This is a genomic window from Aquabacterium sp., from assembly GCF_036279675.1.
GTDB lineage: Bacteria > Pseudomonadota > Gammaproteobacteria > Burkholderiales > Burkholderiaceae_C > Aquabacterium.
The window spans coordinates 49719-72197 of the sequence record NZ_DASUIS010000083.1 but is presented as its reverse complement, the minus strand read 5'-3'; the positions used below and the strand labels follow the sequence as shown (position 1 = coordinate 72197).

Below are 22479 nucleotides of genomic sequence, written 5' to 3'. Positions count from 1 at the left end.
CGCTCCGACTGTCATTCCCCATTGGCTCAACGGCCAGGCGCAGATCCGCTCAGGCAACGTCTTGCAGGATGTCTTCAACCCTGCCACAGGCGAGGTGACACGCAAGGTGCAGCTGGCGACAAGCGATGAGGTCAATGAGGCTGTGGCCAGCGCGAAGCAAGCCTTTCCGGGCTGGACCGAGACCCCACCGATCCGCCGTGCCCGCATCATGAACCGCTTCCTGGCTTTGCTCAATGAACGCAAGGATGAACTGGCCGCCATCATCACACGCGAGCACGGCAAGGTGTTCAGCGACGCGCAAGGCGAGGTCATGCGCGGCATCGACATCGTCGAGTTCGCCTGCGGCATCCCGCAACTGCTCAAGGGCGACTACACCGACCAGGTGTCCACCGGCATCGACAACTGGACCCTGCGCCAGCCCTTGGGCGTGGTGGCGGGCGTCACGCCGTTCAACTTCCCGTGCATGGTGCCTTGCTGGATGTTCCCGGTGGCCATTGCCTGTGGCAATACCTTCGTGCTCAAGCCCAGCGAGCGGGATCCGTCTGCGGCGATCTTCATGGCCGAACTGATGGCGGAGGCTGGTTTGCCTGCAGGCGTGTTCAACGTGGTACACGGGGATCGCCTGGCGGTGGAGGCCTTGCTCGACCACGACGACGTGAAGGCGCTGAGCTTCGTGGGGTCGACGCCGATTGCACATGGCCTGTACCGGCGTGGCGCGCAACTGGGCAAGCGTGTGCAGGCCCTGGGCGGCGCCAAGAACCACATGGTGGTGATGCCCGATGCGGATCTGGATCTGGCCGTGGATGCCTTGATCGGCTCCGCATACGGCTCGGCGGGCGAGCGCTGCATGGCGATCTCGGTGGCCGTGCTGGTGGGCGATGTGGCCGATCGCATCATGCCCAGGCTGATCGAACGCACGAAGGCGCTCAAGATCAAGGATGGCATGGAAGCCGATGCCGAGATGGGCCCCATCGTGACGCGCCAGGCGCTGGAGCGTATCGAGGGTTATGTCGCGCTGGGCGAGCGGGAAGGCGCTTCGCTGTTGGTGGATGGGCGTGGGCTCAAGGTGCCTGGCCGTGAAAACGGTTTCTTTACTGGTGGCACCTTGTTCGATCATGTGACGCCGAGCATGCGCATCTACCAGGAAGAGATCTTCGGGCCTGTGTTGTCATGCGTGAGGGTGAAGGATCTGGCGCAGGCTGTGGCGCTGATCAATGCGCACGAGTTTGGCAATGGCGTGGCGTGTTTCACCAGCGACGGGCAGGTGGCGCGCGAGTTCAGCCGTCAGATCGAGGTGGGGATGGTGGGCATCAATGTGCCGATCCCGGTGCCCATGGCCTGGCATGGCTTCGGTGGCTGGAAGCGCAGCCTGTTTGGCGACATGCATGCCTATGGGGAAGAGGGCGTGCGCTTTTATACGCGTCAGAAGTCGGTGATGCAGCGCTGGGCCTCGTCCATCCCCAAGGGGCCGGAGTTCGTGATGCCGACGGCGAAGTGATGCCTTGTTGCTTTGCTTGAGGGGCGTTGCTGGTTGGATGTGGGCGCAACGGGACGGCGGCGGCAAGCGCCTGTTCCGCTCCTGACGCGGGCCACCACCGAGTACGGCATGCTTTGCCTCGTCAACACCAGCCTGCCCATGCCGCGAGCCAGGACACCGCGAATGGTCGCTTCACAGTCGCTTGCCACCACCATCCCGCGACACGGTGAGGTGCGCCCCGAAAGGCCTGCGCCCCACGCCAAGACTCTCGCGGAACTGCATCAGCCTGCCCCTGACCAGGTGAATTGGGTGGGCGGCTGAAGCGACCATTCGCGGTGTCCTGGCTGGTGAACCGCCTGGTTCGTGTTGACGAGGCCACCTTGGCGTGATGCGGTGTGGCCCCGCGTCAGGAGCGGAAGACGCCCACCCGGTTCAGCTGGTCTTGCTCGGTAGACGAACGAGGGCGAAGCATCAAGTCGTACCCACCAAAGAAAACAGCCCATCGGCCTAGGAGCGACGGGCTGTATGGTCGGTCATTCCTACCGGAAGACCTGATCCAGTGGGGCGATCCCCGGATCTACCCCTGCGAAGGGGAGCCACCAGATCGGTGGCGTGGTGCAGCAAGACCGCCTTGCCTGCCTGATCGAAGTCAGACCGAGCACCCATCAATGGCGCCGTTACCCGGCTACCCTGTCTGGCGTTGAATACCTCAACGTGTCGACGGGAATCAGTATCTCGCTTCTCGCCTTTTTTGTGGCGTGAATTTGCACGCAGATCAAGGGCAAAGCGTTTTTTGAGCGTTGAGCGTGCGAAAGTTGGCGGCACACTTGTGCTCATGCGATTGCACTGCGCCAGACCCAGGCGCCATGAAGAATATGGTTTGTGAACTCCTGACGGTCGGCCAGATGGCGCAAGCCGATGCCGCCACCATCCAGGCCGGTACCCCCGGCTTCACCTTGATGCAGGCGGCGGGTGATGCCGTGGTGCGCGCCATCACGCAACGCTGGTCCGCACGCGACACGGTGGTGCTGTGCGGACCTGGCAACAACGGTGGCGATGGCTTCATCGTGGCGGCGCGCTTGCGCGAACTTGGGTGGCCCGTGCGAGTGGCCTGCCTCGTGGGCGCAGATGCGCTCAAAGGCGATGCCGCGCTGGCCGCCCGGGCCTGGTTGCAAGGCGATGAAGGTACGGCCGACATCGGCGCAATGCAGCCCGCCTGTCTGGACGGTGCGCAACTGATCGTGGACGCGCTGTTTGGCGCCGGCCTGACACGCCCCCTCGATGGCCTCGCGGCTGATGTGTTGATGCGCGCCAGCGGCAAGGCACTGCCCATCGTGGCGGTGGACGTGCCCAGCGGTGTGTGGGGCGATACCGGCGAGGCCACTGGCGCCGTGCCCTGCCAGCTCACGGTGACGTTTTTCAGACTCAAGCCAGGCCACGCCTTGATGCCGGGCAGAGGCTTGTGCGGCGAGGTGGTGGTGGCCGATATCGGCATCGAGCCCAGCGTGCTGCCCAGCCTGAAGGTACAGGCCTTTGACAACCAGCCAGCGGTGTGGCGCGACGTGTGGCCGCACATGGACGTGGCGGGCCACAAATACCACCGTGGTCATGCCTTGATCTGGGGCGGGCCCGAGATGACGGGGGCCGCTCGACTGGCGGCGCGATCCTGCGCCCGCATCGGTTCCGGGCTGACTACCGTGTGCACCCCACGGCGTGCCTGGCCCGTTTATGCCTCAGCGCTGGAATGCATCATGGTCCACCCGCTGGACGGCGAGGCCGCTGCCAGCTGGCAGATGGGGCTGGAAGGCCTGCTGGACGACGATCGCCTCTCAGCCATGCTGATGGGGCCGGGCGCCATGGGGGGCACCAATGCAGCGGGCATCCGCGGCGTGGTGCTGACCATGCTGGCCAGCGGCCGCCCGGTGGTGCTCGACGCCGATGCCATCTCGGCCTTCCATGAAGACCCTTCCTTGCTGTTTGCCGCCATCAAGGGGCACAGCCGGCCGGTGGTGCTGACGCCGCATGGTGGCGAATTCGTACGTCTGTTCAAAGCCCCTGAGGTGACGGTGGCGAGCAGCAAGCTGGACAAGACAAGGGCAGCGGCCAGGCTCAGTGGTGCGGTCGTGCTGTTCAAGGGGGCCGATACGGTCATCGCAGCGCCAGACGGGCGTGCCGCCATCAACCGACATGCCCCATCCACCTTGGCCACCGCCGGGGCGGGGGACGTGCTGGCCGGCATGATCGTCGGGCTGCTGGCGCAAGGCATGCCGGCCTGGCAGGCGGCCTGTGCCGCAGCCTGGCTGCATGGTGATGCCGCGCAGGACTTCGGCCTGGGCCTGATTGCCGATGACCTGCCTGACCTGATCCCGTCAGCCCTCCAGCGTCTGGCTGCTTCGCACTGAACGGCGCAGGCCGCACCACAGCACACCACAGGCAAGGCCTGCTGTGCCTCAGTTCATGCAGGTGCGGTTCTTGCCGGTGCGTTTGGCCTCGTACAAGGCCACGTCCGAGCGGTCCAACGTGGCCTCAATCGGCTCACCCGATCGGTAGAGCGTGACGCCCGCCGAGAAGGTGATGAACACCTTCTTGTCTTCGTGCTCGAAGAACTCCGCACTCAGCGTGCGTTGCAGCCGTGTCAATACCTGCTGCGCTTCTTCCAGGCCGGTTGCCGGCAGCATGACCACGAATTCCTCGCCACCATAGCGGGCCACCACGTCAATGGGGCGCAGGCATTCGCCCACACGGCGTGAGAGGAACTTCAAGGCCTCGTCACCGGTCTGGTGGCCCAGGGTGTCATTGAGCTTCTTGAAGTTGTCCACATCCAGCAGGCCCACGGCCAGCGTGGTGCCGTCGCGTTCCATCTTGGCCTGTTCTATCTCGAAGGCGCGCATCATGCCGCGGCGATTCGCGATCTGCGTGAGCGGGTCGGTGGAGACCTCGTCAGACAGCTTGCGGATCTCGTCTTCAAGGTGGCGCACCCGTTCGCTGAGTTCACTGGCGCGTGCGTGTTCGTCGTTCAAGCGTGCCTGCGTTTGCGACACCACACCTTGTACCGCACGGCTTTCTTCCACCAGTTCACGCACCACGCTCGTGAGGCTCTCCAGGCTGTCTGCCTGACCGATGGTTTCAGCGTAGCGACCCAGATTGCTCTGGAAGCGGTCGGTGGTCGTGCCCAGTTCGGCGATTTCCTGCAGCATCTGGTGTATCAGCTGCTTGAGGGCCTGGCGGGCTGCCTCGCGCTCTTTCTTGAGCTCCTGCTGCTTCTGGCGCGTTTGCTCCAGCAGCTGCTGGATGTGGCGCACGCCTCGGCTGTTGAGCCCCTCGTCCAGTTGGTGGCGCATGGCCTGGCATTGGCCTTGTACCCAGCTGTCATCTTCCGACAGGTCGGTCAGGCTGTCGGTGAGGGACAGGCACAGGTCCAGCAACTGGTCGATCAGGTGATGGCGGTGCTCGACGATGCGACGGGCCTGATCACAAGCCTGGCTGATCTCGGTCTTGATCAGCTCGTACTGCGCTTCGGGCACGGCGGTGTCCCGACCTGGCGCCAGGGCCGCGCGCATGGCCTGACTGGCTTCGGTAGATTGCGCTTGTTGGGGCGGCAGGGCTGCTTCAATGGTGTCGGCGAGCTGGTCGATGGCGTGCAAGGCCAGTTGGGGCCAGGCTGATGCCTGCAGTTGCTCGGCCTTCGCTGTGGGCTGAGCTGCTTGCGTGCCGTCTGCGATGGCGGCAGTCTGCTCAGCCTTGCCGGTCTCGGTCGACGATGCCGTGGCAGTCGGGGCAGGTGATTCCTCTGCGGAGACGGGCAGATCCTCGCCTTCCAGCGAGCTGCTGTCGAGGGTGTCGCTGTCCCAGCTGCTGACCAGCTGGCTCAGTCGTTGATGCAGGCGGCTGGCGGAGCTCTTGCTGCCATCCAGTACGCGCTTGAGGCTGTCCTTCTTGCGTGCGGCCGTCCATTGGCGACCACCTCGCTCCGCACCCCGCAGGATGCGCGTGATCAACGTGGACCAGCGTTCGCCGTCGTCGTTGCTCTGGCTGGCCTCATCGGCTGCGGCAGGCTTCTCGGCAGGTTTTTCCGGTGCGGCGACCTCACCGCCTTCGGCTTCATAGGCCTTGCGGTAGTTGTCCGGAGTGGGTTCCAGTCGCTGCTCGGCCAGGCGTTTCAGGGCGGCCTTGGCCAGTTGAGCCGGCGTGGGCTCGGCGGGCGTGGTGGACTTGGCAGCAGGTGGCGTGGTGGTGCTTTTGGACGTGGCCATGGTTCAACGTGAGCCGCTGATCCGGGGGGCTGTCGGGTCGCTGACCAGTGCGGCGCTGGCGATGCGAGGCAGTGTCTGGCCGGATTGCGTTTCAATCAGCCATTGTTCAACTTGCGCTGCCGGCATGGGGCGCGCAAACAGGAAGCCCTGGCAGATGTGGCAGCCCAGGTTGTAGAGCACTTCCATCTGCGTCACGTTCTCGACGCCTTCGGCGATCACGCGCAGGCCCAGTGCACGGGCCAGGGCGATGATGGCCGAGACCACGGCGCCGCTTTGGGGCGTGTCACCCAGATCCTGCACGAAGGAACGGTCGATCTTGAGTTCGCTGATGGGCAGGGTGGTCAGGTAGGACAGCGAGGAGTAGCCAGTGCCGAAGTCGTCGATGGAGATTTCGGTGCCCAGCTGGTTGAGGCGATGCAGCGAAGGCACGACGCCTTGCAGATCCTTCATCAGGCCGGTTTCCGTGATTTCCAGCTCGATGGCGCGCGGCTCGACACCCAGGCGCGACAGGATGGATTCGATCTTTTCGACCAGATCGCCTTGTTCGAACAGGCGGCTGGGCAGGTTGACCGCAATGGACGCGTCAAAGCCGAACTTCTTTTCCCATTCCTTGGACTGGCGGGCCGCCTCTTCGATGGCCCACAGGCTCATCTCGTTGATCAGACCAGTGGCTTCCGCCAGTGGAATGAAGTCACCCGGCGGCACGAGCTGGCCGCCACGCTGCCAGCGCATCAGGGCTTCGGCGCCCACCATGCGGCTGGTGCGCACATCGATCTTGGGCTGGTAATACAGCACCAGTTCCTTGCGCTCCAGGGCCTTGTGCAAGGCAGTATCCAGATCCAGGCGCACGCGGCCCTTGCTGGCCAGCAGCGGGTCATACAGCTGCGCTGTGTTGCGGCCCTGGCTCTTGGCGAGGTCCATGGCCACATCGGCGTTGCGCAGCAGGTCGGCCACGTTCAGGCCATGGGCCGGGAACACGGCCACCCCCACGGAGGCGGTGATGAAGCACTCCTGGCCGGCGGCGATCATGGGTTCGCGCAGCGCATCCAGGATGCGGCGGGCGGTTTCCATGGCCTCCTGGTCATTGGTGACCTCGGGCAGCAACACGACGAATTCATCGGCGCCCAGGCGTCCCACGGCTTCCAGCGTACGGTGGGTGCGCTGGCCGGGGATGTCCATGCTGCCTTCCATCACCTGCTCGGAGTGGCGCACGCAGGTGCGCAGGCGGCGCGAGACCTCGATCAGCAGTTCGTCCCCGGCGTGGTGGCCGAGGTTCTCGTTGATGATCTTGAAGCGGTCCAGGCCCACCTGCAGCATGGCCACACAGTGGTTCAGGCGCTTGGCATGCTCGATGGCGCGCTCGCTGCGCCAGAACAGCTGACGGCGGTTGGGCAGGCCGGTGAGCGTGTCGAAGTTGGCCAGGTGCTTGATCTTGTCTTCGGCCACGCGGCGATCCGTGACGTCCTGCACGATGCCGGTGTAGCCGATCAGATTGGCCTGTTCGTTGAACTCGGGCTCGGCTTCCACGTGCAGGATGCGCTGACGACCATCTGCCAGCGCGACCTGAACGTCATTGCACAAGACGGTGCCGTGGTGAATGACTTCACGCAGGACGCGCTGAAAGGCCTGGCGCTCTTCCGCCGGCATCATGCGCACGATCTGGCGCAGGCCCAGCCTGTCGTTGGCACCCATGCCGAACACGCGCAGGCCTTCGAGCGAGAAGGCGATGTCGCCCACTCCTTTGCGCCAGTCGAAGCTGCCCATGCGGGCCAGATCCTGGGCGCGTGCCAGCTTGGCCTTGCTGCGCTCCAGTTCATAGCGGGTACGTGATGCACGCAGCAGGTAGCGCAAACGGCCAGCCAGCAGGCTCCACTGTGTGCATTTCACGAAAAAGTCGGTGGCGCCCACTTCATAGGCGCGGGTGATCGAGGCCTCGTCATCCAGGCCGGTCAGCATCAGGACGGGCAGGGATTCGAAACCGGGCAGGTGACGCAACTCCTGGCAGGTGGCAAAGCCATCGAGGCCGGGCATCACCGCGTCCAGCACCACCACATCGGGCAGCAGGTCGGCCATCAGTTGCAGGGCCTGTTCGCCGGAACTGGCTTCGGTGATGGCAAAGCCACGTTCGCGCAGGGCGATCGATGTCAGCAGGAGGTTGACCTCGTCGTCATCGACCAGCAGCACCTTCGGCTGTTCGTCGTTCTTCTGAGCGGCCGTGACGGCGTCAAGGCTCATGGCTCAGGCCTCCAGCAACTGGCGCAGGCCATGAAGCACGCGGTCAGCCTCAATGGGTACCTCGTGGATGCGTGAGCTCAAGTCTTCTCCTGTCTGGCGCCGGATCATGGTTTCAATTTCGGCACACATTTGTGACAACTTGAGTGCGCCGATGCTGGCCGAGGACGACTTCAGTGTATGCGCAACATGCATGATGGCCGCGCTGTCGTTCATCTTGAACGCTTCGTCGAGTTGAGGCAACAGGCGTCCTACCGATGTTTCGAAAGCTTTGGCGACGCGTTCCAGCAGCCGGTTGTCCCCGCGGGGATCGAGCTCTCGCAGGCGACGCAGGGCTTCGGCGTCAAAGATCTCGTCGTTGGCCGACGGCGTGTCGGTCGACAGCGGGGCGGGTGCGGATGCAACACTGTGCTGTTCTGCTGCAAGGGTATCTGCTGTGCCGGTCGATGCGGTGGCGTGCAGTTGGGCTGGCGGGGCAGGCGGGGCTACAGGGGCTGGTGTCAGCGCTGCGGGCACCGTGGTGGCGCCGACGTCATCGGGCAACTCCCGCAGGGCCATGGGCACGGTGGCCGGTTCGTCGTCACCGGCATCGTGGCTCAGGCCTTCACCATGCAGACCTTCCGGGTGGGTGTGCTCGATGAGGATCTTCTGCAACTGGCTCTGGCGGAAGGGCTTGGACAGGTAGTCGTCAAAGCCCAGATCCAGGAAGCGTTGCTCGTCGCCTTCGAGCGCGTTGGCCGTGACGGCGATCACGGGCGTGCTCGATGGGGTCTGGAACTTGAAGCGCGAGGTGGAGCCGCGGCGGAACCAGGTGAGGGCTTCCACGCCATCCATGCCCGGCATCTGGATGTCCATGAGGACCAGATCGAAGCGGAATTCACCCAGTTTGCGCAGGCCCTCCAGGGCCGAGCTGGCGACCTTCACATCGCAGCCCAGGCGGCGCAGCATCTGGCTGCAGACTTCCTGGTTGACGGAGTTGTCCTCGACCACCAGCACGCTCTTGCTGATGCGGATGGCCTCATGCTGCACATCGCTGCCCAGCTCTGCCGAGATGCCCAGAATGGCCTGGCGCAGTTCGGCCTTGCGCAGGGGCTTGGCCACAAAACGCTGGAAGCCGGCTTCCTGGGCGCGTCGCACGTCATCCGGCGAGGACACCGACGACAGCAGGATCATCTTGAGGTTGGGGTAGCGGCCGCTGGTGCGCAGCGCTTCGGCCAGGCCCAGGCCGTCCAGCTCGGGCATGTTCATGTCGACCAGGGCGAGCTCGAACTCGGCGTCCTGCGTGCGGTGGGCCATGAGGATGTCGAGGGCTTCGCGGCCATTGTTGGCCTGCGTCACCTTCATGCCCCAGGCGCTCAGCATGTTCTCGATCACCGTGCGGTTGGTGTCGTTGTCGTCCACGACCAGCACGTTGAAGGAAGGCATCTCGGGCTCTTCCAGCATGGCCATGTCCACCTGGGTGTCGCCCACACGAACAGGCACGCGGAACACGAACTCCGAGCCCACGCCGGGCGCGCTGTGCGCTTCGATCTGGCCGCCCATGAGTTCGACCAGTTGCTTGGAGATGGCCAGACCCAGGCCGGTGCCGCCGTAGCGACGGGCCATGCCGCCATTGGCCTGCACGAAGGCACTGAACAGGCGGGGGATGACATCCGATGGGATGCCGATGCCGGTGTCGCGCACCATGAATTCCAGCTCGATGGCGGAGGCGCCTTCGGCCAGGTTCACGCCGCCACCGGCGCCACTCATGACCCCGCCGATGCCACGGCGGATGTCCACCACGACCTCACCGTGTTCGGTGAACTTGATCGCATTGGCCACGAGGTTGGTCAGGATCTGGCGCAGGCGCAGCGGGTCGCCGTGGATGACGGCTGGCAGGCCAGGTTGTTCGCGGAAGCTCAGCTCCAGGCCTTTTTCATGGGCGCGTGGGGCCATCAGCTCCAGGGTGTCTTCCACCAGGGTGCGCAGCACGAAATCACAGGTGGCCAGTTCCAGCTTGCCTGCTTCGATCTTGGCGAAGTCCAGGATGTCGTTGATGATTTCCAGCAGGCTCTCGCCAGAGCGGTACACGGCCTGGGCAAAGCGGCGTTGCTTGTCGTTGAGCGGGGTGCCCAGCAACAGCTCGGTCATGCCCAGGATGCCGTTCATGGGGGTGCGGATCTCATGGCTCATGTTGGCCATGAACTGGCTCTTGGCCTGGCTGGCGGCCTCGGCCATGTCGCGGGCGCGTTGCAGCTCCAGCGCCTGGTTGTGGTCTTCCGTCACGTCTGAGACCAGACCGTAGATGCGCGACTGGCCATCGGGCAGCAGACGGGCACGGGTGCGGTGGCGGATCCAGCGCAGGCCCTTGCCGGGCACGTCCAGGCGCAGCAGCGCATCGCTGGCCTCGTTGGCCTTTTCGTGTTCTTCCTGCGCGGCAAACAGATGGCGGTCTTCCGGCACGATCATGTCGCGTACCCGGTCCGGGTTGGCGCGCATGTCGTCGGCATTCATGCCCAGCAACTCCTGTGTGCGAGGGCTGAGGTAGAGGTAGCGCTCGCGGGCCTGTGTGGCCACGTAGACCGAGTCGTCCATCGACTCGACCAGCTCGCGGAAGCGCCGTTCGGACTCTTCCAGATCGGCCTGCGCCTGCCTGGACGCCGTGATGTCTCGCACCAGCGAGATCAGCAGGCGAGGGCGGCCATTGCTGTGACGCAAGGCGAAGTGGCGGGCGTTGACCACGCGGTTGCCGGCTTCGCCCAGCCAGGTGAAGTCGTGCTCCACCGTCTGGCCTGTCTCGATGGCCTGCTGCATGTACGGGTTGGTCATGCCCAGCACGGACTTGCCCAGCGCGTGTTCGATCGAGCGGCCCACCACGCGGTCGCGTTGCAGGTTGAATTCGATCTCGGTGTAGCGGTTGATCGCCACCACATTGAGGTTGACCGGGTCCAGCACGAACAGGCTGACAGGCAGGTTGCCCAGCAGCGCTTCGAGGAACTCGCGCTCCTGATCGCGTATGTGCTCTTGTGACTTGCGCTTGGTGATGTCGTTGAACAGGCAGACGTACTGGCTGCGGCCACCTGTTTCATCCAGCATCTGGATGGCGTCAATCTCGCCCCAGTAGCGGGTGATGCTCTGGGCCCCCTGGCGTCCGGCCTCGTACGAGAGCCGGAAGGGGACGCCGCGCGACAGATGGTCTTCCAGCTCCACCACCGTGTTGCCGTCACTGACTTCTTGAGCCAGCAGTTCGGGCAGACGGCGGCCGATGACACGGTCTTCCGGCCAGCCCGTCAGCGCCACGAAAGCGCTGTTGATCCACTCGATGGTGCCATTGCGATCGGTGATGGCCACGCCGCTGCTGATGCGCGACGCCACCAGCGTCAGGCGGCTGAGGTGCTCGGCATTGGTGGCCATGTGGGCCAGGTTGGCATCGCGTTGCGCGACGAAACCGAGCTGGATGGCGGCGATATCGAGCACGGCGCTGCAGTCGGCCTGATTGGCGTCAGGGTCGTCAAACTCCAGCAGGGCCAGGGGCCAGCCTTCGATCGAGACCGGCACGGCCACCACGCGGCGTGTGCTGGCATGGCGCCAGGGGTAGTGCGTACCCGGTTCCCGAGGCAGGTCTGAGAGTTGGGGGGAGAGCTTGCTGAGTGCCTCGCCCAGGGGGCGCTCGTCGCGATGTGTGGCGGCGATGGTGGACACGTCGATCATGTCGTTGCCATCTGCGCCGGTGTCCATCCAGGGGCGCAGCAGGGCCGATTCGCCGTTCCAGCCTTCGACGCGCAGGCAGATCCAGGATTGGGCACCCAGGTGTGCCTGCAAGGCCTCACCGACGCGGTGGAGGGCCTGAGCCAGGTTGGGGGCCGTGTGGGCGGCCTCGGCGATCCTGCGGCTGAGTTGCAACTGGCGCTCCGCATCGGCGGAGGCTTCAGATGGCGGGGGGTCGGACGCAGGAATGGTGGCCGTGGCCAGGGCGTCGGCAGACAACTGCGTGGCCTGGGGTGGTTGGGTGCTGCTGGGCTGGTCAGCCGCCGGGTGCAAGGGCCTGCGGGCCAGCACACCGATACCGGTGGAGGCCAGAACGGTCAAAGTCAGCCCCAGGCCGCTGAGGCCCCAGTTCCAGGTCGCGGCAGCAATCGCTGCCATGGCCAGGAGGAGCATCGTCACGGTCCACGGATTACGCTTTGAATACGGCTTGTGTGGCATTGCCAGGAAATTCCTTGGGAAAGTCACCGGGTTGCCACTAGAAAATACACGGGCATACTGTGACCTTCGTCAGATATTTCACGAACTTTACAGGCTACGTGGAAACTTCAACCAGCAGAAGAAACCCCTTGCAAGCCTCCTTACAATGGTTTGGATGCGCCGCGACGTAGATTTTTCAACCCCGCTTGATTCAGGTTTTCGGCAATCGAAGACCTGGTTTTGGCGTTGGGCCCTGGGCGGCGTGGCCATGGTGCTGGCGCTGGCGCTGACCAGCGCGCCAATCTGGGTTTATGCGCTGGGTGTCATCGCCTGGTGTATTGCGGGCGCGGTGTGGTTTCAAAGCGACGCAGTGGCGGTTTTGCGTCAAATCACTGACGCTAACGTCAATTCGGACAAACCGAATGAAAGTCCAGCCTGGCATAACTGGTTGAGCGGCTGGTATTGGGAGACCGATGCCAGAGGCCAATTGCAGGTGTTCAAGCAGGGCGGCAAGCTGCCTGACGGGGTTTCCATCAATTGGTCGGATTTGTCCGAATACATGGGGCAATACCCCGCGCTTTTGTCCTGGTGGTGTGCGGACGAGGCCTCTGACCCGGATTGCGGCCAACTGGCTTATTGTCTCGATCAGAAAGTGGCTTGGGGTAAGGCCCTGAATCTGCCCTGGCCGCGAGGCCTCAAAGGCGTGAGCACGCAAGGTGAGGGGTGGCGTTGCGCCGTCTCTGGTGAGCCTCGCTGGGATGAGCGAGGCCGTTTCCTCGGGTTCAGGGGCGTGATGCAGATGCTGGCCCCTCAGGCCGCTCAGCCCCTTGCCGCCGAGTCGCCGCAGGCCTTGTCCAGGGCGGAAGCCGAACTGGCGGCCCAGGATGCGCAGATGCGCGAGGCCGAGCAGGAAGTACTGCGGTACGCGCTTTCACACGATCTGCGTGCGCCGCTGCGCGTGGTCGAAGGTTTCACACGCATCGTCAAGGAAGATTACGGTGCGGCCATGGACAAGCTGGGCAACGATCACCTGGAGCGGGTGCTGACTGCTGCGGCCAGGATGAACGGCATGATCGACGCGATCCTCGCGCAAGCCCAACTGGCGGCGGAGCCCTTGCAGCGCGTGGCGATAGATCTCACAGCCATGGCCAGAGAGATCGGCGCCGAGCAATGTGCGGCATCTGCCAACGGGCGCCCGCAGGCCCAACTGGTGGTGGCCGAGGGGCTGTCGATCGAGGCCGATCCTGTGCTGGTGCACCGGGTGATGGAAAACCTGATCAGCAATGCCCTGAAGTACAGCGGCAAGGTGACGGCACCGCGCGTGGAAGTCGGCGTGATGCCCGCCACCAACCCGGCGGTGTTTTTCGTGCGTGACAACGGAGCCGGCTTCGACATGCAGCATGCCGACAAGCTCTTTGGCATGTTCCAGCGTCTGCACAGTGCCAAGGAGTTCCCGGGTACCGGGGTCGGGCTGGCTGGCGTGCAGAACATTGTGCGCCGCCATGGCGGGCGCATCTGGGCAGAGGCGAAGCAAGGCGAGGGTGCCTGCTTCTATTTCACCTTGATGGACACGCTGGAGGCGCAGCAACGCGCCGCACGGTCAAGCTGAACCGAGGCTGGCCAGCACTTCCTGCGCACCCAGCAGACGCTCGCACTGGGCTTCCAGGCTGCGGCCTTCCTGCTGGGCCTGTTGTGTCAGTTTGTCCATGGCGCCACGCCTGTCCAGCGAGTTGCGGTGCATCACGATGCCCACGGCCAGTGCAATGGTTTGCGACAGCGGGTCGATGGCCACGGCCACTTGCGAGGCGACCACGGCGGTCGGGGCAGGTGCCAGTACCGGCGCGCTCACAGCTGGCGCCGCTACCTGGGCAGGCTCGGGCGTGGTGTCCTGGGGTTCGGCGAGCGATCTGGCCTTGGCGCGGTTGGCAAAGGCTGCCTCGACCGCAGGCACGATCTGCTGGATATCCAGAGGCTTGACCAGGTAGGTCAAGGCGCCCAGTTCCTTCACCTGCTTGATGGTGGCTTCGTCCGCAAAGGCGGACAGGAACATGAAGGGGATCTGGCAGTACTCGCGCAGATAGGCCGCCACGTCAAAACCGGACTTGCCTTCCATTCGGATATCGAGCAATGCCAGTTCGGGCTTGTGCTGGCGGGCCAGCAAGATGGCATCGTCGCCGTTGTCGGCGTCAATGACTTCGTAGCCTGCCTGGGCCAGACCATGGGTCAACGTGGCCAATACCAGCCTGTCGTCATCCACTACCAGAATCTTGCCTTTTTGATTCACGCCCATGTCCTTTTAGGGTACCTGCCCAGCTTGTGTACGACCTGCCTGTGGCCTGCACCTCTCACCCAATGCTCATTTTTAGTGCGAGGGGCTATTGTGGCCAAAGTGCGATCTGCTGACCAGTAGGCTCACCCAATACATGGGGGGGTGGTATCAAATTGATACCCGGTGGTGTCAGATCCACCTGAGTCAATACTTCTGTGCCTTCCTGTTTCAAAGCGAGCTTGGCACTGCGTCTTGGCAACAGGGCGCGCACGAGTCCCAGCCCCGAAACACCGCCTGGTACGCGGTCCACATTGAATCCCGGCGGCAACTGGCCCGGGCTGCGAATGCGGATGGACACCCCCTGTTCACTGGACAGCAGCGTGCAGGCCAGGGTCGAGGTGCCAGGGCCGTGTTTGTGGGCATTTGTCAACAGTTCGTTGAGGCACAGCGCGATCGGGATGGACTCGGCTTCCGGCAATTGCCAGTCTCCGGCATGCGTGCCCTCCATGGCGAGGGTGATGGGGCGTCCGAAAGTACGTTGTACCGACGCGGCGATCGCTTCCACGACGGCCTTGAGCCGCAAGGGGCCGCCTGCGCCAACCTGGAGGCCATAGACCTGGGCAATGGCCTGAACCTGGCCGACCACTTCCGAGATGGCGGGCGCGACTTCCGGCTTGCGCATGGCGATCTGCTGGAGCAACCCTGCCACGCCCTGCAGGTTGTTCTTGATGCGGTGGTGCACTTCCTTGACCAGCATCTCGCGCTGGGCAATGGCGGCATCCAGCCGGGCCTGTTCGGCTGCGCGCTGCTCGGTGATGTCGGAGGCCACGACCAGCAACTGGTCGGCCACTTCGCCTTCACGCGACAGGGGCAGGTAGTTGACGTCCCAGAACTGCTGGCTGCCTTTGTGCGGGCGGCTGTATTCCCGGTGGACGCTCTGGCCGCTGTCGAGCGCCTGTTGCATGTCGGCGCGCAGCAGGCGGGCGCGGTCGGCGTCGTACAGGGCCTCGGGCGGTTTGCCCACGGCCTTGGCGGGCTCGATGTTCATGTAGCCTGACGCAGCCTGGTTGGCCTGCACCAGGGTGAGCTGCCGGGCGTCGATCAGGTGGATGGCCATGGGCGCCATCTCGATGATGCGCTGCAGGCGCGCCTGGGCTTCCGCCGATTGGGCCTCGGCTTGCCGGCGGCGGTCGATGTCGAGCAGGGCATAGGTGATGTGGCGGCGGTTGCCTTCGCCCAGCGTGACCACGGCGTTGCCCACGACCCAGAACATGCGGCCGTCTCGGCCCACCACCTGGCACTCGAAGGTGTGCGATTGCCCGTCCAGCAGGTCGTCGAGGTAGTCGGTCAGGCGGAAGGGGTGGTCCAGATCGGGGGTGGCGACGGTGGCCAGTGGCTGGCCCACGAAGTCGGCCAGATCGCCGGCGAACATGCGGCGCGCCGAGCGGTTCATCCAGGCGATGCCGTGCTCATCGAGCGTGACGATGCCTACGAACACGGAGTCGAGGATCGCACGGGTGCGGTCGGCCTGTAGTGTGAGGCGCTGCTCGGCACGGTGGCGGTCGTCCACATTGACGAAGGAGGCGATGAAGCCTTCCTCCGGGCGCTGCGGGTCGACCAGGCGCAGGGACACGTCGGCCCACAGCACGCGGCCTTTCTTGCTGCGCAGGGGCCGCTCGCCTTGCCAGTGGCCCAGGCTGCGCAACATGCCAGTGATGTCCGGGTCGGTGGCGTTGTCCACGTCCAGCGCGTACACGCTGATCAGGGGGCGACCGGTCAGGTTGGCTGCATCCTCGCCGATGAGGTGCGAGAGGGCCGGGTTGGCACTCTGGATCAGGCCATCCTTGACGAAGGCGATGCCCACGCCGGAGAGCGTGAACATCAGATCGCGGTCGCGGCCCAGTGATTCGAGCTGGGCCTGCTGCGAACGGATGCGGCTGATGTCGGACAGCACCGCGATCACTTCCAGCGGGTTGTTCGACAGGCCGATGCGGCGCACCGACAGGGTGTACCAGCGCGTCGTGTTGCCGGGAATGACGATTTCCAGTTCGCTTTCGAACTGCTCGGACTTCATCAGCTCGGTGGCGGTTTCCGTGACGACGCGGTCGATGCGAGGGTCGGCGCCCAGCAGCACCTCCAGGCCCTGGCCAGCCATCGAGCCGGGTGTGAGGCCCAGCATGCGCTCGAAGCGGCGGTTGCAGCGCAGCAGCACGTTGTCGCGGAAGTAGGCGATGCCGGCGGGCGTGCTTTCCAGAATCGTGCTGAGTTCGTGCAGCAGCTGGGCCTGGTCGGGCAGCGGCGCGGCATCCGCATCCGAGGTGATGGAGCTGATTGCCACGGGCGCTGCGGGCGCAGCCGTGGCGGGTACGGAGTCCTTGATGGCGCAAAGGAAGCGGCGGGGTGCATCCTGATTCGGTTGGGCCTGCGTCCAGATCTGGCTGCGCAGGTGCACGGGCGTGGAGGCCTGGCGCGGTTGCGTCACCTGGTTCTGAATGGGGCCGTCTTCAGGGCCCAGGGCCAGCAGCGTCAGCGGGGAATCCCAGCCACACAGCCTTTGCAATGCCTGGGGCGTGTCCGACAAGGCGCTTCCTGGCGGGATCGCGTAGCCCAGCAAGGCGCTCAAGGCCGAGTTGGCCCGCAGCACACGGCCATGTTCGTTGAACTCGATCAGCGCCAGCGGCACCAGATCGAACCAGGCGTCCTCTACATGCAAGGGCGATGGGGCTGCCATGTTGGTTCAGGTGTCAGGCCTTGGGTTGCACAACGCTCACGCCAGGCATTTTGGCAGAGTAATCCTTGGGCAGCTTCGACAAGCCGGCAGCCAGCTTGCGCGCCATCTCTTTATAGAGGCCGGCCACTTTGCTGTCGGGTTCGGCCACCAGGGTGGGCTGGCCGCTGTCGGCCTGCAGGCGAATCTTGAGATCCAGCGGCATGGAGCCAAGCAGGGGCACGTTGAAGTCGGCTGCCATGCGCTTGCCGCCGTCCTGCCCGAAGATGTGTTCTTCATGGCCGCAGTTCGGGCAGCAGAACACCGCCATGTTCTCGACGATGCCCAGTACCGGCACGCTGACCTTCTCGAACATCTGCAGGCCCTTGCGGGCGTCCAGCAGGGCGATGTCCTGGGGCGTCGTGACGATCACCGCGGCAGTCAGAGGCGAGCGCTGGCTGATGCTGAGGTGGATGTCGCCGGTGCCGGGCGGCATGTCGACGATGAGGTAATCCAGCGGTTGACCTGGCTCACCCCAATTGGAGAGGCGCAGCAGCTGATCAAAGGCCTGGCTGGCCATGGGGCCGCGCCAGATGGTGGCCGCCTGGTTTTCGACCAGCAAGCCCATCGACATCATCTGCATGCCGAAGTTGACGGGCGGTGTGATGGTCTTGCCGTCCGGGCTGGGCGGCTTGCCGCTGATGCCCATCATCAAGGGCTGGCTGGGGCCGTAGATGTCGGCGTCCAGCATGCCCACGCGGGCGCCTTCGGCGGCCAGGGCCAGCGCCAGATTGACGGCGGTGGTGCTTTTGCCCACGCCGCCCTTGCCTGAGGCCACGGCGACCACGTTCTTCACGCCCGGCAGCAGTGCCTGGCCACGTGAGGCCGCGTGCGTCTGGATCTGGGTGGACCAGTTGACCTGCACCTCCCTGATGCCGTCGACCTGGCTCAGCGCGGCCTTGACCAGCTCGGTGTAGGCCGGCCATTGCGAGGCGGCCGGGTAGCCCAGGGCGATGTCGACCACGGCTCGGCCATCCTGCACCTGGAGTGCCTTGAGGTGGCGTGTGGACACCCAGTCCTGGCCGGTCAAGGGATCGGCCACGGTGGCCAGGACGGTTTGGGCGGCGGACTCGATGGGGGACAGGGCGGCGGTCATGCTGGACAACTGAGCAGGTGAACCTGGCTGGGAACGGGGATTGGTAGGGGGCTTGAAAAGGGACCGGAACACGGTGAAAAGGAAGCGGAAAACGGTCAACGAGTGGTCAAAGAACGGTCAAACCGGGCAGTCTAGTGCACGGGGGCTTGCAGTGTGGCATGGCAGGCAGCCTAAAATCTGAGATTCCCCTGAAACGTCCGAGGCCCCATGATCGGACCGTCCCACCAGAACATCACCATGCCACGCCAGCTTTTTGTCACCACCGCGCTGCCCTATGCCAATGGCCATTTCCACATTGGCCACATCATGGAGTACATCCAGGCCGATATCTGGGTGCGGTTCCAGCGCATGCAGGGGCATCAGGTGCACTTCGTGGGGGCAGATGACGCGCACGGCGCACCCATCATGATCGCCGCCGAAAAGGCTGGCAAGACGCCGCAGCAGTTCGTGGCCGACATCGCCGCCGGTCGCAAGCCTTATCTGGACGGGTTCCACATCAGTTTCGATCATTGGTCTTCCACGGACAGCCCGGAGAACCACACGCTGGCACAGGACATCTACCGTGCCCTGCGTGATCAGGGCCTGATTGAAGTGCGCCCCATCGAGCAGTTCTTCGATCCTGAAAAGAGCATGTTCCTGCCGGACCGCTTCATCAAGGGTGAATGCCCCAAGTGTGGCGCCAAGGACCAATACGGCGATTCGTGCGAGGTGTGTGGCGCCGTCTATTCACCCACCGAAGTCAAGAACCCCTACTCGGCCTTGAGCGGTGCCACGCCGGTGCTCAAGACCAGCGACCACTATTTCTTCAAGCTGTCCGATCCAAGATGCTTCAGCTTCCTGGAGAACTGGACGCAGGACGGCAAGCTGCAATCCGAAGTGGCCAACAAGATCAAGGAATGGTTCACCAAGGACGAAGACGGCAAGGGTGGCCTGGGTGACTGGGACATCAGCCGTGATGCGCCTTATTTCGGCATCGAGATCCCCGATGCGCCGGGCAAGTACTTCTATGTGTGGCTGGACGCGCCCATCGGCTACCTGGCTTCGCTCAAGAGTTATTTCGCTGCCGGGGGGCCCAAGGCCCGCTATGGCGAAGCCCGCAGCTTCGAAGAATTCATGGCCGATCCCGCCGTGGAGCAGGTGCACTTCATCGGCAAGGACATCACCTACTTCCACACCCTGTTCTGGCCCGCGATGCTGCAGTTCAGCGGCCGCAAGCTGCCCAACCAGATCAACGTGCACGGCTTCATGACCGTGAACAACGGCGAGAAGATGAGCAAGAGCCGTGGCACCGGCCTGGACCCGCTCAAGTACCTGAGCCTGGGCATGAACGCCGAGTGGCTGCGCTACTACATTGCCGCCAAGCTCAACGCCCGCGTGGAAGATGTCGACTTCAACAAGGACGACTTCATGGCACGGGTCAACAGCGACCTGATCGGCAAGTACATCAACATCGCCAGCCGTGCGGCCGGTTTCATCGCCAAGCGCTTTGCCGGCCAGTTGACCGCCGCCATTGGCGACGACGGCCAGACCTTGCTCAAGGCCCTTCAGGCCGGCCAGCCCGCCATCGTCGAGCTGTATGAGCAGCGCGACATGGGCAAGGTGCTGCGCGAAATCATGCTGCTGGCCGACCGTGTGAATGAATACGTGGATGCCAACAAGCCTTGGGAGCTGGCCAAGCAGGAAGGGCAGGACGCCCGTCTGCAAGAGGTCTGCACGGTGTGCATCGAGGCGTTCCGCCTGCTGAGCCTCTACCTCAAGCCCGTGTTGCCCGCCCTGGCGGCCAATGTGGAGGCCTTCCTGAAGATCGAGCCGATGACGTTTGGCGACGCGGGCAAGCTGCTGGGCGCTCACGTGATTGGCGAATACAAGCACCTGATGCAGCGTGTGGATCCCAAGATGCTGGAAGCCTTGTTCGAACCACCGCCTGCGCCTGTGGTCGAAGCGCCCAAGCCTGGCGGTGAGGACATTGCGCCCATCATCACCATCGACGATTTCGTCAAGGTGGACCTGCGCATCGCCAAGATCGTGAACGCCGAGCACGTGGAAGGCAGCACCAAGCTGCTGCGCCTCACGCTGGACGTGGGCGAAGGCCGCACGCGCAATGTGTTCAGCGGCATCAAGGAGGCCTACAAGCCTGAAGATCTGATTGGCAAGCACACCGTCATGGTGGCCAACCTGGCGCCGCGCAAGATGAAGTTTGGCGTGAGCGAGGGCATGGTGCTGGCGGCTTCTCATGCCGATGAAAAGGGCACGCCCGGCATCTACGTGCTGGAGCCGGTGGCTGGCGCACAGCCCGGTATGCGGATCCGCTGACCCGGCTTGAGTTGTCGGGGGGCATGCCCGTCGGATACCGTCGATTGCGCCACACATGCCCTGCTATTTCCAATTGACCTGGCCCATGCCTTGCTGTGCAATGGGCCATCATGGCGCCCACTCCCGAAGTCGATGATCGACCCCGCGACCCGCAAGGCCGGGCCTGGTACCAGCCTGGCTGGTTGGTGAAGCTCAACCTGGCGCCCTTCAGGCCGCGCATCGTCGAGTCGCTGCAGGACTATGACCGCGAACGCCTCTGGCGTGACGTGGGCGCAGGCCTCACCGTGGGCATCGTGGCCTTGCCCCTGGCCATGGCCTTTGCCATCGCCTCGGGTGTCAAGCCTGAAGCGGGCTTGTTCACGGCCATCATCGCGGGCTTTCTGATCTCGGCCTTGGGTGGCTCGCAGGTTCAGATCGGCGGCCCGGCGGGAGCCTTCATCGTCATCGTCTACGGCATCGTCGAACGCTACGGGCTGGCCAATCTGCTGATCTCCACTGTGCTGGCGGGTGGCATCCTGTTCGCGATGGGCTTGTTCCGGCTGGGCGTGCTGGTGCGCTACATCCCGGTCAGCATCGTGATTGGCTTCACCAATGGCATCGCCGTGCTGATTGCGCTCTCGCAGGTCAAGGATCTGCTGGGCCTGCACCCAGCCAGCATGCCGGCTGATTTCGTCGGCCAGCTTCGCACCTTGTGGGCGTGTCGGGAACAGTTCAACCCTTATGCGCTGGGCCTGGGCCTGACGACCGTGGCGGGCTTGTTCTTCTGGCCGCGCCTGTTCTCGCCCTCCGGCATCGTGCCCCTGGCCTTGCATGGCACGCGCGGCTTCCGGGTAGCGGCCCGCATGCCCGGGCCGATGATGGTGCTGATTACCATGGGCGCCATCACGGCACTGCTTGATCTGCCGGTGGCCACGATAGGCAGCAAGTTCGGTGGCATTCCGCAGAGCCTGCCAGGCCTGGTCTGGCCCGAGTTTTCGTGGGAGGGTATCCGGCACCTCTTCATGCCGACCTTCACGATCGCCTTGCTGGGCGCGATCGAATCCCTCCTGTGCGCCCGCGTGGCCGACAACATGACGGACTTCCGTCGTCACGATCCCAATCAGGAGCTGATGGCGCAGGGCATTGCCAATATGGTGACGCCTTTCTTCGGCGGCATCCCGGCTACCGGCACCATCGCGCGCACGGTCACGAACGTGCGAGCCGGGGCAAGCAGCCCGGTGGCGGGCATGGTGCACGCGCTGGCCTTGTTGCTGGTGGTGCTGGTGGCTGCGCCGCTGGCCTCTCACGTGCCGCTGGCGGTGCTGGCGGGCATCCTGTTGTTCATTGCCTGGAACATGGGCGAGTGGCGCGAGTTCTTCAAGCTGCGCCAGTACAACTACACCTACCGTACGATCCTGGTGGGCACCTTCGTGCTCACCGTGGTGGTCGACCTGACGGTGGCGGTGGAGGTGGGGCTGGTGATGGCCTGCGTGTTCTTCATCTACCGGATGAGCACCTTGTTCAAGCTGCAGCCTTTGCCGGCAGCTGGCGCCGACCACAACTTGCCACATGAACCCGCGGGCGTGGCTGTGTATCGCCTGTACGGTTCACTGTTTTTCGGCGCTGTGGGCAAGGTGGAGGAGTTGCCCGATCAACTGCTGCCTGGCACGAGGGTGCTGGTGCTGGAGATGCAGCGCCTGATCTCGATCGACACCTCGGGCCTCGATGCGCTGGTGCAGTTGCGTCGCACGCTGGAGCGGCGGGATGTGGCCCTCTTGCTGTGCGAGGTCAACGATCAGCCCTTGAGCCTGATCCGCCGCAGCGGTCAGGACAAGTTGTTTGGCGAGCGCAATTTGCTGCCGGATCTGCCTGCCGCACTGACAAGAGCCCGAGCGCTTTGTGAGGCCACGGCATCGGCCTTCACCTGAT

At 64.3% G+C, this 22479-nt stretch carries 11 protein-coding genes; 5 read left to right on the top strand and 6 right to left on the bottom strand.

Going from position 1 to position 22479, the window contains the following annotated elements:
- Positions 1-13 precede the first annotated feature (13 nt).
- On the top strand, positions 14-1498 hold the full coding sequence (locus VFW93_RS10395; protein ID WP_329693925.1) for a CoA-acylating methylmalonate-semialdehyde dehydrogenase: 1485 nt from the start codon (positions 14-16) through the stop codon (positions 1496-1498).
- Positions 1499-2343: 845 nt separating this feature from the next.
- The gene (locus tag VFW93_RS10390) at positions 2344-3879 is read left to right on the top strand and encodes an NAD(P)H-hydrate dehydratase (protein ID WP_329693920.1); all 1536 of its coding nucleotides are present in this window, start codon (positions 2344-2346) and stop codon (positions 3877-3879) included.
- Between the two features lie 48 nt (positions 3880-3927).
- Here VFW93_RS10390 and VFW93_RS10385 read toward each other — a convergent pair whose 3' ends face one another.
- Genes VFW93_RS10385 through VFW93_RS10375 form a run of 3 tightly spaced genes read right to left on the bottom strand, consistent with a single transcriptional unit; the run spans position 3928 to position 12087 of the window.
- Positions 3928-5730, bottom strand: coding sequence for a GGDEF domain-containing protein (locus VFW93_RS10385; protein WP_329693919.1), 1803 nt, complete (start codon positions 5728-5730; stop codon positions 3928-3930).
- A 3-nt stretch (positions 5731-5733) separates the two neighbouring features.
- On the bottom strand, positions 5734-7965 hold the full coding sequence (locus VFW93_RS10380; protein WP_329693918.1) for a putative bifunctional diguanylate cyclase/phosphodiesterase: 2232 nt from the start codon (positions 7963-7965) through the stop codon (positions 5734-5736).
- Positions 7966-7968: 3 nt separating this feature from the next.
- Positions 7969-12087, bottom strand: coding sequence for a response regulator (locus tag VFW93_RS10375; protein WP_329693917.1), 4119 nt, complete (start codon positions 12085-12087; stop codon positions 7969-7971).
- Here VFW93_RS10375 and VFW93_RS10370 point away from each other — a divergent pair.
- Positions 12011-13735: a sensor histidine kinase gene (locus VFW93_RS10370; protein ID WP_329693916.1), complete on the top strand. Its 1725-nt coding sequence runs from the start codon at positions 12011-12013 to the stop codon at positions 13733-13735. The two genes, VFW93_RS10375 and VFW93_RS10370, sit on opposite strands and share 77 nt — an antisense overlap.
- Here the strand turns inward: VFW93_RS10370 and VFW93_RS10365 are convergent.
- The 3 genes from VFW93_RS10365 to apbC form a co-directional block, all read right to left on the bottom strand.
- Positions 13727-14416, bottom strand: coding sequence for a response regulator (locus tag VFW93_RS10365; protein ID WP_414639645.1), 690 nt, complete (start codon positions 14414-14416; stop codon positions 13727-13729). The two genes, VFW93_RS10370 and VFW93_RS10365, sit on opposite strands and share 9 nt — an antisense overlap.
- 85 nt (positions 14417-14501) lie before the next feature.
- On the bottom strand, positions 14502-17126 hold the full coding sequence (locus VFW93_RS10360; protein WP_329693914.1) for a PAS domain S-box protein: 2625 nt from the start codon (positions 17124-17126) through the stop codon (positions 14502-14504).
- A 13-nt stretch (positions 17127-17139) separates the two neighbouring features.
- Positions 17140-18258 carry an iron-sulfur cluster carrier protein ApbC gene (gene apbC, locus VFW93_RS10355; RefSeq protein WP_329693913.1) on the bottom strand — a complete coding sequence of 373 codons (1119 nt, stop codon included), beginning with the start codon at positions 18256-18258 and terminating at the stop codon, positions 17140-17142.
- A gap of 237 nt (positions 18259-18495) precedes the next feature.
- Between apbC and metG the strand changes: the two genes are divergently transcribed.
- Both metG and VFW93_RS10345 read left to right on the top strand, forming a co-directional pair.
- Positions 18496-20571, top strand: coding sequence for a methionine--tRNA ligase (metG, locus tag VFW93_RS10350; protein ID WP_329693924.1), 2076 nt, complete (start codon positions 18496-18498; stop codon positions 20569-20571).
- Between the two features lie 110 nt (positions 20572-20681).
- Positions 20682-22478, top strand: coding sequence for a SulP family inorganic anion transporter (locus VFW93_RS10345; RefSeq protein WP_329693912.1), 1797 nt, complete (start codon positions 20682-20684; stop codon positions 22476-22478).
- Position 22479 lies beyond the last annotated feature (1 nt).